This window comes from Achromobacter sp. Marseille-Q0513 (assembly GCF_018195695.1).
Taxonomy (GTDB): Bacteria; Pseudomonadota; Gammaproteobacteria; order Burkholderiales; family Burkholderiaceae_B; genus Achromobacter.
Genome location: NZ_JAGTJY010000032.1, coordinates 1 through 13,185 on the forward strand (window position 1 = coordinate 1; position 13,185 = coordinate 13,185).

A 13,185-nucleotide genomic window follows, 5' to 3' on the forward strand; every position below is an offset into this window, starting at 1 on the left:
CTGCGGTTTGCGCCTAGCCCTGACGCCTACGGATGAATTTCGTCATGCGCACGTACCTACGGGACAGCACACTACTGTGCTGTCCCGTAGTGTCGTGCGGGCGTATCCGCGGGACGGCACACTAGGGCCAATGCTAGTGCCGGCGCGCCCGGGATCGCGGGCAGAATCCCGAGATTGCAACCAGAAGACTCTCCATGCACGCCAGCGTCCTGAAGTACTTTGTCGAAGTCGCCCGTTGCGGATCGATCCGCAAGGCCGCGCAGAACCTCTATGTCGCCTCCAGCGCGGTGAACCGGCAGATACTCAAGCTGGAAGCCGAGATGGGCACCGATCTGTTCGACCGCCTGCCCAACGGCATACGCCTGAACGCGGCCGGCGAGCGCATGCTGCAGCACATCCGCGCGACCCTCAACGACTTCCACCTGATGCGCGGCGAGCTGGACGAGCTGAAGGACGAACGCACGGGCCATGTATCTGTCGCCGCGATGGATTCGCTGTTCGTCGACCTGCTGCCCGCGGCTGTGGAGGAGTTCTCGGGACAATACCCCGCCGTGACGTATGCCATCACCGCCGTCACGCCCTGGGATGTGGCGTCCAAGGTGCTCAGCGGCGAGTACGACGTGGGCATCACCTTCATTTCCAAGCTGCCGGCCGGGCTGGACGTGATGACCCAGGTCGCGCTGCCGCCCGGCGTGGTGATGGCATCCTCGCATCCGCTGGCCAGGAAGGACGTCGTGAGCTTTGCCGACTGCCGCAGCCATGCCTTCCTGCGGCTGGAGGGGCGATTTCCCATGCAAGGCGGCGTGTCGCCGAAGTTCTCCGAATTCTGGGATCTGCTGACCCCCAGCGTGACCTGCAACTCCACCCTGCTGCTCAAGCGCCTGATCGTCACCGGGCGCGGCATTTCCTTTTTCTCGAAGCTGGCGTTCCTGGAGGAAATCTCCAGCGGCGAAGTGGTATGGCGTCCCATCGAGGAGCCCAATATCAACGCCCTGACCGTCGGCATCGTCGTGCCGAGCCAGCGGCCGCTATCCAAGGTGACGCTGGAGTTCGCCCGCGGCGTCGCCCAACGCATCAAGCGCCTGGAGCTATCGCTGCTCGATGCCTGAATGGCGGCCCAGGAAGACTGCCGCCCTGCTCTGTCCACAACTCCATCTCACTCTACCCACATTGATCCCATGAAACCGAACTACATCGCCGGCCAGTGGCTGGACAGCGCCGCCTGCGTCGCCAACATCAATCCTTCCGACACGCGCGATACGATCGACGATTACGCCCAGGCCGACGCCGGCATGGCCGACGCCGCGATCGCCGCCGCGCACGAGGCCAAGGCGGCATGGGGCCTCAGCACCCCGCAGGCCCGCGCGGATGCCCTGGACCGCATCGGCGCCGAAATCCTCGCGCGCCGCGAGGAGCTGGGCCGGCTGCTGTCGCGGGAAGAAGGCAAGACGCTGCCCGAAGGCATCGGCGAAGTTACGCGCGCCGGCAACATCTTCAAGTTCTACGCCGGCGAAGCCCTGCGCCAGCGCGGCGACAAGCTGGCCTCGGTCAGGCCGGGCATAGAGATCGACGTGACGCGCGAACCCGTGGGCACGGTCGGCATCATCGCCCCGTGGAACTTCCCGATCGCGATTCCCGCCTGGAAAATCGCGCCCGCGCTGGCCTATGGCAACACGGTCGTGTTCAAGCCCGCCGAACTGGTGCCGGGCTGCGCCTGGGCGCTGGCCGAGATCATCAGCCGGGCCGGGCTGCCGGCGGGCGTCTTCAACCTGGTGATGGGTCGCGGCTCGCAGGTGGGTCAGGCCCTGCTGGACGACCGCCGCATCGACGCCATTTCCTTCACCGGTTCGGTCGCCACGGGCCGGCGCGTGGCGCTGGCCGCCGCGCAACGCATGGCCAAGGCGCAGCTGGAAATGGGCGGCAAGAATCCGATGGTGGTGCTGGACGACGCCGACCTGGACGTGGCAGTGGAGTGCGCGGTGCAAAGCGCGTTCTATTCCACGGGGCAGCGCTGCACGGCAGCGAGCCGGATCATCGTCGAGCAAGGCGTCTATGCGCGCTTCCTGCGGAAAATGCAGGACCGTGCGGCCTCGCTCAGGATCGGCCACGCGCTGGAGGCTGGAACCGACATCGGCCCCGTCGCCAGCCGCGACCAACTGGAACAGAACCTGCGCTACGTGGACATCGGCAGGCAGGAAGGCGCGCGATTGCTGTGCGGCGGCGGCGAGCTGCAGCTCGGCACGCCGGGCCACTACATGGCGCCCGCCATCTTCGCGGATTGCGACAACGCCATGCGCATCTGCCGCGAAGAAATCTTCGGACCGGTCGCGGCGGTCATGCCGGCCCGGGACTACGAGCACGCGCTGGCCCTTGCCAACGACACGGAATTCGGCCTGGCCAGCGGCATCTGCTCGACGTCCCTGAAGCATGTCCAGCACTTCAAGCGGCACGCGCAGGCCGGCATGGTGATGGTGAACGTGCCGACCGCCGGCGTGGACTACCACGTGCCCTTCGGCGGCCGGAAGGGATCCAGCCTGGGTTCGCGCGAGCAAGGCAGCCACGCGATCGAGTTCTACACCACGGTGAAGACCGCCTACGTGGCGGGCTGAGAGCTTGCCGTAATGCCGGCGCCCTCCCCCCCGGGACGGCGCCGGTGCGTGCCGATCAGCGCGTTTCCGTCACCCCGCCGCCGCGCAGCGCCGTGTCCAGGTAATCGCTGCGCGCCCGCGCGTCCGGGAAGCGCATGTCGCGGTAGCTGACGAAGCGCGAACCGCGCACCAGGCGATAGCCCAGCCAGATCAACAGGAACAGCGGAATGCCGACGTACGTGGCCACCACCCCGCCCCAGTCGATGCGGTCCTGCAGGAAGGCCTGGTAGTTCTGCCCCAGCGTGATGATCAGGCACAAGGCGAAGGCGAAGATCGGGCCGAACGGGAAGAACGGCGAGACATAGGGCAGATCCGCCAGGTTGCGGCCCTGAACCACATAGCCGCGGCGGAAGCGGTAATGGCTGATGGCTATGCCCAGCCAGGCGATGAAGCCCGTCATGCCCGAGGTGTTCAGCAGCCAGACGTAAACGGCCTTGGGGCTGAAGATGAAGCTGAAGAAGCACAGCGCCGCGACCACGGTCGTGGCCACCAGCGCCCACAACGGCACGCCGTTGCCGGTCACGCGGCCGAACACCGCCGGCGCCTTGCCGTCGCGCGCCAGGCTGTACAGCATGCGGGTGGCGGCGTACATGCCGGAGTTGCCGGCCGACAGCACCGAAGTCAGCACCACCGCGTTCATGACCGAGGCGGCCGCCAGCAGGCCGGCGCGCTCGAAGATCAGCGCGAAGGGGCTGACGCTGACGTCGGTGACTTCGGTGCGCAGCAGCTGCGGATCGGTATAGGGAATCAGCAGGCCGATGACCAGGATGGCCATCACGTAGAACAGCAGGATGCGCCAGAACACCTGGCGCACCGCGCGCGGCAGGTTGCGCGCGGGATCCTTGGATTCGCCGGCCGCGATGCCGATGAGTTCGGTGCCCTGGAAGGAAAAGCCCACCACCATGGCCACGCCGATCAACGCCGCGAAACCGCCCGCGAAAGGCGCGTCGCCCACGGTCCAGTTGGCCAGGCCGCCGGTCTCGCCGCCGCGGATGATGCCCAGCAGCATCATCACACCCATGGCCACGAAGGCCAGCACCGCCACCACCTTGATCAACGCGAACCAGAATTCGGCTTCGCCGAAGCCGCGCGCGGACAAGGCATTGAGCCCGAAGGTGATCGCCAGGAACAGCGCGCTCCAGTACACGCCTGGAACGTCGGGGAACCAGTAGGCCATCACCAACTGCGCGGCCACCAGGTCCACTGCCACCGTGACGGCCCAGTTGTACCAATAGTTCCAGCCCAGCGCGAAACCGAAGCCTTCTTCGACGTAGCGCGCGCCATAGGTCGAGAACGAGCCGGAAACCGGCATGGCCGCGGCCAGCTCGCCCAGGCTGGTCATCAGGAAATAGACCATGATGCCGATCAGCGCGTAACCCAGCAGCGCGCCCCCGGGGCCGGCCTGGGCCACGGTCGCGCCCGAGGCCACGAACAGGCCGGTGCCGATCGAGCCGCCGACGGCGATCATCGTCAGGTGGCGCGCGGACAGGGCGCGGCGCAGGCCGGAGGGGCTTTCGCCTCCGGTCACGGCCTTGCTGGCGGCGCGGGATTCATCGTGTTCCGATGGTGCCAAAGTGCATTCCTTATGGGATCTGGGGAAGCCCGGGAAATGCCGCGGGATAGGCCGCCGGCGCTCCGGGTATCCGAGCAACGCGCGAGCATAGCAAAAAAATGAGCCCACCCCCGAGCGCTCACGCGCTCCCCCTCAAGGGGGCGCCACTGCGGACCGGCAAAGCCGGCTCCGCGAGGCCCCGCTTGGGGAAGCCCTGTCGGGAGCGGCGGTGGTGCAAATGCGATCAGGGTAGCCTTGTCGCGGCAGCGCTGCGCTGGCGCTGCCGCAATAGCAGACTTGTAGCAGGAAGCCGATTCCCTGTCCCCATATTGCTGATGAATCAACGAGGGACAGGGAAGATATGCCTGGACGCGCCGTGCCGGCTATTGGAAGGCGGTTTCCATGAAGGTGCGCAGCTTGCGGGAGTGCAGGCGTTCGGGCGGCATGCCGCGCAGGCGTTCGAGGGCGCGGATGCCGATTTCCAGGTGCTGGTTGACCTGGCGTCGATAGAAGGCGCTGGCCATGCCGGGCAGCTTCAGTTCGCCGTGCAGCGGCTTGTCCGACACGCACAGCAAGGTGCCGTAGGGCACGCGGAAGCGGAAGCCGTTGGCGGCGATGGTGGCGGATTCCATGTCCAGGGCGATGGCGCGCGACTGGGCGAAGCGTTCGACCAGTTCGACGTGGTCGCGCAGCTCCCAGTTGCGGTTGTCGATGGTGGCCACGGTGCCCGTGCGCATGATGCGCTTCAGGTCCCAGCCCGACAGGCCAGCCACCTCTTCGACCGCCTGTTCCAGCGCCACCTGCACCTCGGCCAGCGCCGGCACGGGCACCCAGGTCGGCAGGTCGGCGTCCAGCACGTGATCCTCGCGCACATAGCCGTGCGCCAGCACGTAGTCGCCCAGGCGCTGGGAATCGCGCAGGCCGGCGCAATGGCCCAGCATCAGCCAGGCGTGCGGGCGCAGCACGGCGATGTGGTCGGTGATGGTCTTGGCGTTGGACGGGCCCACGCCGATATTGACCAGGGTGATGCCGGAATGGTCGCCGCGCACCAGGTGATAGGCCGGCATCTGCGGCAGTCGCGGCGGCTCGCCCGCCTCGGCCGGGCCGCTTTCGCCGCGCCGGGTGATGCGGTTGCCGGGTTCCACCAGCATCTCGTAATCCTGGTTGCCGCTGGCCATCAAGGCGCGGGCGCGGGCGCAGAACTCGTCGACGTAGAACTGGTAGTTCGTGAACAGCACGAAGTTCTGGAAATGGGTGGGCGCGGTCGACGTGTAGTGCTGCAGCCGGTGCAGCGAGTAGTCCACGCGCTGCGCGGTGAAGGGCGCCAGCGGCTTGGGCTCGCCGTCCTTGCCGCGCCAGGAGCCGTTGACGATGGCGTCGTCGGTCACGGCCAGGTCGGGCACGTCGAACAGGTCGCGCAGCGGGCGCTTGAGCGCTTCCAGGTGCTCGCCCTCGACGTAGGCGCCTTCCGGGAAGGCGAAATGCAGGGGAATGGGCGAGTCCGACTCGCCCACCTCGACCGCCACGCGGTGGTTCTGCAGCAGCAGTCCGACCTGCTCGATCAGATAGTCGCGGAACAGCGCCGGCTGGGTGATCGTGGTCTGGTAGATGCCGGGTTCGGCCACGTGGCCATAGGACAGGCGCGTGTCGATGGGGTCGTAGGTCTCGACACGGATGCGGATGGCCGGGTAGTAGGCCCGCGCCCGCGACTTGTCGCCTTCCCGGGCGCCGGCGTGCTCCAGCACTTCATGGAAGGCCGCCCGCAGGAAGGCGGTATTGCGGCTGTAGATCTCTTCGAGCCGGTCGACCGCGGCAACCGCGTCCTGGAAGGGTTCGAAAGGCAAGGCGTCGGGCCGGTTCATGGAGGATTCGGGGTGGACTACGTTCATCATTGCGCTTTTACTCCGCTTTCTTATCTGTTTTATGTCGGCCTTGCGGCGCCGCCGCATGCGGCATGCGCGGCACCGGGCCGATGCATTGATTATGCATGAGCCGCGCGTACATGAACGGTCATCGCGGCGACTGTCGCGCGCAAGGGGCGCACGGAACCCATCGCGCCCGATTCCAGGCAGCCGGCCTCGGCCCGTTACTCTTTATTCTGCGAATGACGTAACAATGGCCCCGCCGGGATGCTGCATTGCACGACAAATGTAATGAAACTTTATTCCATTACAATGGTACTGCAGCACCGGTGAGGACCGCCCGGCGCTGCGCCCTTTCCGCCGGCTTGCCAGGGTGCCGTAACCCCTGGCCAAGCCTTGCCGCCCGCTCCGATTTCCTGAAGTGACGCAATGACGCCGCCTACGCGAAAAGACCGAACTGCCCCTCCCCGCCTTGCCTGCCTGTTGTCCGTCCCCCTTCTGGCGCTGACCCTGTCCTGGATCCCGGGCGCCGCCCAGGCCTCGCTGTCCACCGCCACCCAGGCCCGCGCCAACCTCAACGGCCTGCGCCTGGCGCAAGAACCCACCGTCCCCACCCTGCGCGAACGCGTCGTGCAAGCCGGCCTGGAAGCCATCGGCACCCCCTATGCCTGGGGCGGCGACGACGCCTCCGAGGGCTTCGACTGCAGCGGCCTGGTCCTGCATGTCTTCCGCGAGATCGCCGGCCTGGAACTGCCCCGCACCGCGCGCCAGCAGCGCACCGAAGGCGAAGCCATCAAGAACAAGCAGAACCTGCGTCCCGGCGACCTGGTGTTCTTCGCCACCCGGGGCCGAGGCGTCACATCGCACGTGGGCATCTATATCGGCCAGAACAAGTTCGTGCACGCCCCGCGCCGCGGTGCCAAGGTGCGCGTGGACGAAATGAAGAATCCCTACTGGACCAAGCGCTACGTCGGCGCCCGCCGCTATCTGGAACCGACTCCCGGCCAGATGCTCGCCCAGGCTGAGCGCTAAAAGAAACACCCCAAGCGCGTAGGCTTGGGGCAATCGAATTGCTCATGGCGCCAGAGCAGGCGCCACGCCAGCGGGGCCGCGCGGATCCGGCTTTGCCGGTCCGCAGCGGCGCCCCCCTTGAGGGGGGAAGCGCGCAGCGCTTCGGGGGGTGAGCCTCCCCCTAGCCGCGGCCTACGAAGGGCATGTTGGTGGCCATGATGGTCATGAACTGCACATTGGCGTCCAGCGGCAGGCGCGCCATCGCGGCCACGGCCTGCGCGACGTGCGCTACGTCCATGCGCGGCTCCACCTTGGTGCTGCCGTCGGCCTGCAGGATGCCGGCGGCCATGCGCTCGGTCATGTCGGTCGCCGCGTTGCCGATGTCGATCTGGCCGCAGGCGATGCCGTAGGGCCGGCAATCCAGCGAAATCGACTTGGTCAGGCCGGTCACCGCGTGCTTGGTCGCGGTATAGGCGATGGAAAACGGCCGCGGCGCATGCGCCGAGATCGAGCCGTTGTTGATGATGCGGCCGCCGCGCGGCGTCTGCGACTTCATGACCCGGATGGCGGCCTGCGCGCACAGGAACATGCCGGTCAGGTTGGTGTTCACCACATCGCGCCAGACATCGACCGACAATTCCTCGATCGGCACCGCCGGCGCGCCGCGTCCGGCATTGTTGAAGAGCACATCCAGGCGCCCGTACTCACGCTGCGCCGCGTCGAACAGATCCCGCACCGCATGCTCGTCGGACACATCCGTCGGCATCACCAGCGCGCGCACGCCGTCTTCGCCCGCCGCCGTGCGCGTTTCCTCAAGCAGTTCGCGGCGCCGGCCCGCCAGCACCACGCGGTAACCCTGGGCCAGGAACTCCAGCGCCACCGCCCGGCCTATGCCCGTGCCCGCTCCGGTCACCAGGGCCACGCGCTGCGCGTCGATCTCGTTCGTATGCATCGGATTCTCCTTCTTGTCGATGGGCGAAATCCTACCCCAAGGCCATGGCGCACGCTGCAAGCGAACGTACCAGCGCGGTTTCACCGTCTTTCGGGTTGGGATCAAGGCGCGGGCGCAGCCTGACACGACTCAAGCGCCAGCCTGCGCGATGATCTGTCACAAGTTTCTTTATAATTTATGGAAATTTGCTTATTACAAAAATCAGCACCAAACGGAGAAGCTCCATGCCTAGACGGTCCCTCACCGTTGCGCGACGCCGGGCCTGCGCCCTGGCGCTGGGCGCCCTGCTTGCCGCGCCGGCCTGTACGCTCGGCGCGCCCGACGGCGCCCAGATCAGCACCCAGGGCGCCAACGGCGCGCCCGCCTGTGTCACCTGTCACGGCGCCAAGGGCGAAGGCAATCCCTCCGCCGGCTTCCCGCGACTGGCGGGTCTGGGCGCCAAGTACCTGGCCGAACAGCTGGATGCCATGGCCGATGGCGGACGCGTCAGTCCGATCATGAAAGCCACGGCCCAGGCGCTCGATCCCGCTCAGCGCCAGGCCGTCGCCGCGTACTACGCCTCCCTGCCCTCGCCGCTGGATACGGACAAACTCGCCGCGACCGCGATGGGCCGCGCCGCGCCCGCCGACACCGGCGCCTGGCTGGCCACCCGGGGTGCCTGGGACAAGAATGTCCCCGCCTGCAACCAATGCCACGGTCCCGGCGGCATCGGCGTCGGCGATAACTTCCCCGCGCTGGCGGGCCAATCGGCCGCCTACATCTCCGGCCAGCTGCGCGCCTGGCGCCAGGGCCAGCGCCCGCCCGGCCCGCTGGGCCTGATGCCCGCCGTGGCCACCCGCCTGACCGACGCCGAAATCGATGCCGTGTCGGCCTACTACGCCGGCCTGCCCAAGGCCGCCGAGCAACTCGCCGCGCAAGCCGCCGCTCCGGGAGCCAAGCAATGAAACCGCGCCTGACCCGCTCGCCCGTCGCCTGGCTCGCCGCCGCCCTCGCCCTGTCGATGTCCACCGCCGCGCTGGCCGCCGAGCCGCGCCCCAGCTTCACGCCGCCGTCGGCCGCCTCCTTGCCCGACACCGAGTTCGGCAAGATCGTGCGCCAGGGTGAACAGATCTTCCTGCACACGCCCCAGGCCGCCAGCAAGTTCGTCGGCAATGACCTGAATTGCAGCAGCTGCCACCTGGACGCGGGCCGCCGCCCGGACTCGGCGCCCATGTGGGCCGCCTATGTGCTGTATCCCGCGTACCGGGCCAAGAACGGCCACGTCAATACGCTGGCCGAGCGCCTGCAGGGCTGTTTCCGCTACAGCATGAACGGCAAGCCGCCCGCCGCCGACGATCCCGTGCTGACGGCTTTACAGACCTATATGTTCTGGCTGGCCAGCAAGGCGCCGACCGGCGTCGCGCTGGAAGGCCAGGGCTACCGCAAGCTGCCCGCGCCGGCTCAGAAGGCCGATTACCTGCGCGGCGAAAAGGTCTACGCCCAGTACTGCGCCGTGTGCCACGGCGCCGAGGGCCAGGGCCAGAAGAACGGCAAGCACTGGGTCTTCCCCGCCTTGTGGGGAGCGGACTCGTTCAACTGGGGCGCCGGCATGCACCAGATCGGCAACGCGGCCGGCTTCATCAAGGCCAACATGCCCTTGGGACAGGCCGGCATGCTGAGCGACCAGGAAGCCTGGGACGTCGCCTATTTCATGAACGCCCACGAACGGCCGCAGGATCCGCGCTACGCCGAGTCGGTGGCCGCGACCCGTGCCAAGTACCACGACTCCGACGACTCGCTCTACGGCATCGAGGTCAACGGCCATCTGCTGGGCAGCGATTCCCCCGCGCCCGGCGGCAAGCTGTTGCAGGCGGCCAAGCCCTGAACCGCTGAAAACGCGGCGCGGCAGCGGGTTTCGCCCCTGCCGCGCCGCGCGATTTGTTATTCTTGCGGTCTCGGCATCACACGCTCGTCACATATTCATGCACGCCAATTCCGGAAACGTCTTCATGGTCGTCGCGCCCAGCGGCGCGGGCAAATCCAGCCTGGTCAGGGCCCTGCTCCAGCAAGACCCTTCCATCCTGCTCTCGGTTTCCTGCACCACGCGCGCGCCGCGTCCCGGCGAAGAAGACGGTCGCGAATACCGCTTCGTGGCGGTCGACGATTTCAAGCGCATGCGCGACGAGCAGGCCCTGCTGGAATGGGCCGAAGTGCATGGCAATTTCTACGGCACGCCCCGCGACCGCATCGACGCCGCCACCCGCGAAGGACGCGACGTGCTGCTCGAGATCGACTGGCAGGGCGCGCGCCAGGTCAAGCAGCGTTTTCCGGGCGCCATCGGCATTTTCATCCTGCCGCCGTCGATCGAGGAACTCGAAGCCCGGCTCAAGGCGCGTGGCCAGGACGAGCCGCAAGTCATCGCGCGCCGGCTCATGGCGGCGGGCGGTGAAATCGCACACGCCCCGGAATGCGAATATGTTATTATTAATCAAGAATTTAGCGTGGCCCTGTCGGAACTGACCCAAATCGTCAGCGCCGCGCGGCTGCGCTTTTCGTCTCAGGCCGCCCGCCACGCTCCGCTGTTCGCGCAGCTCGGCATCCCGGCGGCGCACTGAAACGCAAGCATTTCCTTCCATTTCCATCAGCACCAGGTGTCCTAATGGCTCGCATTACCGTCGAAGACTGTCTGAACCAGATCCCCAACCGTTTCAAGCTCACGCTGGCCGCGACCTACCGCGCCCGCGAGCTGGCGCAAGGCCATGCCCCGCGCCTGGACAGCAAAGACAAGCCCACGGTCACTGCGCTGCGCGAAATCGCGGGCGGCCTCACCGGCGTGGAAATGCTCCGCAAAGTTCCGACCTGATTCTCTCCGGGGGCGGCACGCATGGCTTTTCCCGGGCTGAAGTACGCTTCATCAGGTCTGCTCGCCGCCTTGCGCGCCGGCTCCCGTCTGGGACGGCGCACGGGCAAGAAGGACAAGACCCCGCCTCCACCGCCTTCCGTCGCCGCCCAGGAGGCGGCTGACGCGACGGCCTCTCCCGTCGCCTCCCTGGCGCCGCTGACCGAGATCATCGGCAGCTATCTCGACAAGAAAGATGTAGAACGCGTGCGCGAAGCCTACCGCTTCGCCGACCAGGCGCATCTGGGCCAGTTCCGCGCCAGCGGCTCGCCCTACATCTCGCATCCCATCGCCGTCACTGAAATCTGCGCGGGCTGGAAGCTCGACGTCAACGCGCTATCGGCCGCGCTGCTGCACGACGTGATGGAAGACCAGGGCGTCACCAAGACGGAGCTCGCCGAGAAATTCGGCCCCGAGGTCGCCGAACTGGTCGACGGCCTGTCCAAGCTCGACCGCCTGGACTTCGCCACCAAGGCCGAACAGCAGGCCGAGAGCTTCCGCAAGATGCTGCTGGCGATGGCGCGCGATGTGCGCGTCATCCTGATCAAGCTGGCCGACCGGCTGCACAACATGCGCACGCTGGACGCGGTCAACCCCGAAAAGCGCCGCCGCATCGCGCGCGAGACGCTGGATATCTATGCGCCCATTGCGCATCGTCTGGGCCTGAACCTGCTGTTCCGCGAACTGCAGGACCTGTGCTTCGCGGCCATGCACCCGAACCGCTACCAGGTGCTGTACAAGGCCGTGCTGGCCGCGCGCGGCAACCGTCGCGAAGTCATCAGCAAGATCGCCGACTCGGTGCGCGCCGCCCTGCCCGCGGCCGGCATCGAGGCAGAGGTCACCGGCCGCGAGAAGACCCTGTTCGGCATCTACCGCAAGATGGTCGACCAGAAAAAGTCCTTCTCGGACGTGCTGGACATCTACGGTTTCCGCGTCATCGTCCATACCCTGCCCGAGTGCTATCTGGCGCTGGGCACGCTGCACCAGCTGTATCGCCCGGTGCCGGGCAAGTTCAAGGACTACATCGCCATTCCCAAGGTGAACGGCTACCAGTCCCTGCACACCACGCTGGTCGGCCCCTACGGCACGCCCGTGGAATTCCAGTTCCGCACCCGCGACATGCACCATGTGGCCGAGGAAGGCGTGGCCTCGCACTGGCTGTACAAGGGCGCCGACCTGACCCTCAACGACCTGCAGAAGCGCACCCACCAGTGGCTGCAATCGCTGCTGGACATCCAGAGCCAGACCGGCGATTCCGGCGAGTTCCTGGAGCACGTCAAGGTCGACCTGTTCCCCGACGCGGTCTATGTGTTCACCCCGCGCGGCAAGATCATCTCGCTGCCGCGCGGCGCCACGCCGGTGGACTTCGCCTACGCCATCCACACCGACATCGGCAACCAGGCCGTGGCCGCCAAGGTCAACGGCGAGTTCGTGCCGCTGCGCACCGAAATGAGCAGCGGCGACACGGTGGAGATCGTCACGTCGCCAGCCTCGCGCCCCAACGCGCAGTGGCTGAACTACGTGCGCACCGGACGGGCTCGCTCCGAGATCCGCCACTACCTGCGTACAGTCAAGTACGAGGAATCGGTCGCCTTCGGCGAACGCCTGCTGGGCCAGGCCATGCAGGAGCTGCGCATGCCGCTGCCCGCCACCGACGATCCCGCCTGGCAGAAGCTGGCGCGCAGCACCGGCGCCAGCTCGCGCGAGGAAATCCTGGCCGACATCGGCCTGGGCAAGCGCCTGGCCGCCGTGGTCGCGCGCCGTTTCGCGCCCGAGCACCAGCTGGTCGCCACCACCGCCGCCGCGGTGGACGAGCTGACCTCGGCCCGCAGCGCGCCCATCCTGATCCAGGGCAACGAAGGCCAGGCGGTGCAGCTCGCGCCCTGCTGCGGCCCCTTGCCCGGCGATCCCATCATCGCCGGCATGCGCATGGGCCACGGCCTGGTCGTGCACACGGCCGACTGCCCGGTGGCCATGCGCCAGCGCCTGCGCGAGCCGGAACGCTGGATCAACGTGGGCTGGGACGCGCACACGGCCAAGCACCTGGCCACCCGCCTGGACATCGTCACGCGCAACGAGCGCGGCGTGCTGGGCCGGCTGGCCGCCGAAGTCACGGCCGCCGACGCCAACATCGTCCACGTCACGATGCACGACGACGCCGTCGCCACGGTATCGCTGCACCTGACCATCCAGGTCGACAGCCGCAAGCACCTGGCCCAAGTGATCCGCGCCATCCGGCACGTGCCGCAGGTGCAGAAGATCGTCCGAGTGAAAGGGTGACC

At 67.4% G+C, this 13,185-nt stretch carries 11 protein-coding genes; 8 read left to right on the top strand and 3 right to left on the bottom strand.

All coding sequences use genetic code 11. The features are described from left to right. Positions 1 to 194: 194 nt before the first annotated feature. Positions 195 to 1,109: a LysR family transcriptional regulator gene (locus KDH83_RS09500; RefSeq protein ID WP_103274532.1), complete on the top strand. Its 915-nt coding sequence runs from the start codon at positions 195 to 197 to the stop codon at positions 1,107 to 1,109. Positions 1,110 to 1,178: 69 nt separating this feature from the next. Continuing rightward, on the top strand, positions 1,179 to 2,609 hold the full coding sequence (locus KDH83_RS09505; protein ID WP_212314778.1) for an aldehyde dehydrogenase family protein: 1,431 nt from the start codon (positions 1,179 to 1,181) through the stop codon (positions 2,607 to 2,609). 55 nt (positions 2,610 to 2,664) lie between these two features. Here the strand turns inward: KDH83_RS09505 and KDH83_RS09510 are convergent, their stop codons facing one another. Beyond that, positions 2,665 to 4,176, bottom strand: coding sequence for an amino acid permease (locus tag KDH83_RS09510; RefSeq protein ID WP_212314839.1), 1,512 nt, complete (start codon positions 4,174 to 4,176; stop codon positions 2,665 to 2,667). 407 nt (positions 4,177 to 4,583) lie between these two features. Next, on the bottom strand, positions 4,584 to 6,089 hold the full coding sequence (locus tag KDH83_RS09515) for an AMP nucleosidase (protein WP_212314842.1): 1,506 nt from the start codon (positions 6,087 to 6,089) through the stop codon (positions 4,584 to 4,586). A gap of 402 nt (positions 6,090 to 6,491) precedes the next feature. On the opposite strand from KDH83_RS09515, the gene KDH83_RS09520 reads away from it, so the two are divergent. Then, complete coding sequence (locus KDH83_RS09520; protein WP_212314780.1) at positions 6,492 to 7,094, top strand: C40 family peptidase; 603 nt, start codon at positions 6,492 to 6,494, stop codon at positions 7,092 to 7,094. Positions 7,095 to 7,254: 160 nt separating this feature from the next. Here the strand turns inward: KDH83_RS09520 and KDH83_RS09525 are convergent, their stop codons facing one another. Further along, entirely contained in the window at positions 7,255 to 8,025 is a 771-nt protein-coding gene (locus tag KDH83_RS09525; RefSeq protein WP_103274536.1) for an SDR family oxidoreductase, read from the bottom strand. Positions 8,026 to 8,249: 224 nt separating this feature from the next. On the opposite strand from KDH83_RS09525, the gene KDH83_RS09530 reads away from it, so the two are divergent. From KDH83_RS09530 to KDH83_RS09550, 5 genes are all read left to right on the top strand, one after another. Next, the gene (locus KDH83_RS09530; RefSeq protein ID WP_212314782.1) at positions 8,250 to 8,969 is read left to right on the top strand and encodes a c-type cytochrome; all 720 of its coding nucleotides are present in this window, start codon (positions 8,250 to 8,252) and stop codon (positions 8,967 to 8,969) included. Beyond that, entirely contained in the window at positions 8,966 to 9,889 is a 924-nt protein-coding gene (locus tag KDH83_RS09535; RefSeq protein ID WP_212314784.1) for a c-type cytochrome, read from the top strand. Before KDH83_RS09530 ends, KDH83_RS09535 begins: the two co-directional genes overlap by 4 nt. A 97-nt stretch (positions 9,890 to 9,986) precedes the next feature. After that, the gene (gene gmk, locus KDH83_RS09540; protein ID WP_212314786.1) at positions 9,987 to 10,619 is read left to right on the top strand and encodes a guanylate kinase; all 633 of its coding nucleotides are present in this window, start codon (positions 9,987 to 9,989) and stop codon (positions 10,617 to 10,619) included. Positions 10,620 to 10,663: 44 nt separating this feature from the next. Then, positions 10,664 to 10,867: a DNA-directed RNA polymerase subunit omega gene (rpoZ, locus tag KDH83_RS09545; RefSeq protein ID WP_006219679.1), complete on the top strand. Its 204-nt coding sequence runs from the start codon at positions 10,664 to 10,666 to the stop codon at positions 10,865 to 10,867. Between the two features lie 21 nt (positions 10,868 to 10,888). Next, positions 10,889 to 13,183: a bifunctional (p)ppGpp synthetase/guanosine-3',5'-bis(diphosphate) 3'-pyrophosphohydrolase gene (locus KDH83_RS09550; protein ID WP_212314788.1), complete on the top strand. Its 2,295-nt coding sequence runs from the start codon at positions 10,889 to 10,891 to the stop codon at positions 13,181 to 13,183. The last annotated feature ends 2 nt before the right edge of the window (positions 13,184 to 13,185 follow it).

Excerpts from the sequence above, each read along its gene's own strand:
- KDH83_RS09505 (WP_212314778.1), top strand. The coding sequence starts at position 1,179 with ATGAAACCGAACTACATCGCCGGCCAGTGGCTGGACAGCGCCGCCTGC.
- gmk (WP_212314786.1), top strand. The coding sequence starts at position 9,987 with ATGCACGCCAATTCCGGAAACGTCTTCATGGTCGTCGCGCCCAGCGGC.
- KDH83_RS09535 (WP_212314784.1), top strand. The coding sequence starts at position 8,966 with ATGAAACCGCGCCTGACCCGCTCGCCCGTCGCCTGGCTCGCCGCCGCC.
- rpoZ (WP_006219679.1), top strand. The coding sequence starts at position 10,664 with ATGGCTCGCATTACCGTCGAAGACTGTCTGAACCAGATCCCCAACCGT.
- KDH83_RS09550 (WP_212314788.1), top strand. The coding sequence starts at position 10,889 with ATGGCTTTTCCCGGGCTGAAGTACGCTTCATCAGGTCTGCTCGCCGCC.
- KDH83_RS09520 (WP_212314780.1), top strand. The coding sequence starts at position 6,492 with ATGACGCCGCCTACGCGAAAAGACCGAACTGCCCCTCCCCGCCTTGCC.
- KDH83_RS09530 (WP_212314782.1), top strand. The coding sequence starts at position 8,250 with ATGCCTAGACGGTCCCTCACCGTTGCGCGACGCCGGGCCTGCGCCCTG.
- KDH83_RS09515 (WP_212314842.1), bottom strand. The coding sequence starts at position 6,089 with ATGAACGTAGTCCACCCCGAATCCTCCATGAACCGGCCCGACGCCTTG.
- KDH83_RS09500 (WP_103274532.1), top strand. The coding sequence starts at position 195 with ATGCACGCCAGCGTCCTGAAGTACTTTGTCGAAGTCGCCCGTTGCGGA.
- KDH83_RS09525 (WP_103274536.1), bottom strand. The coding sequence starts at position 8,025 with ATGCATACGAACGAGATCGACGCGCAGCGCGTGGCCCTGGTGACCGGA.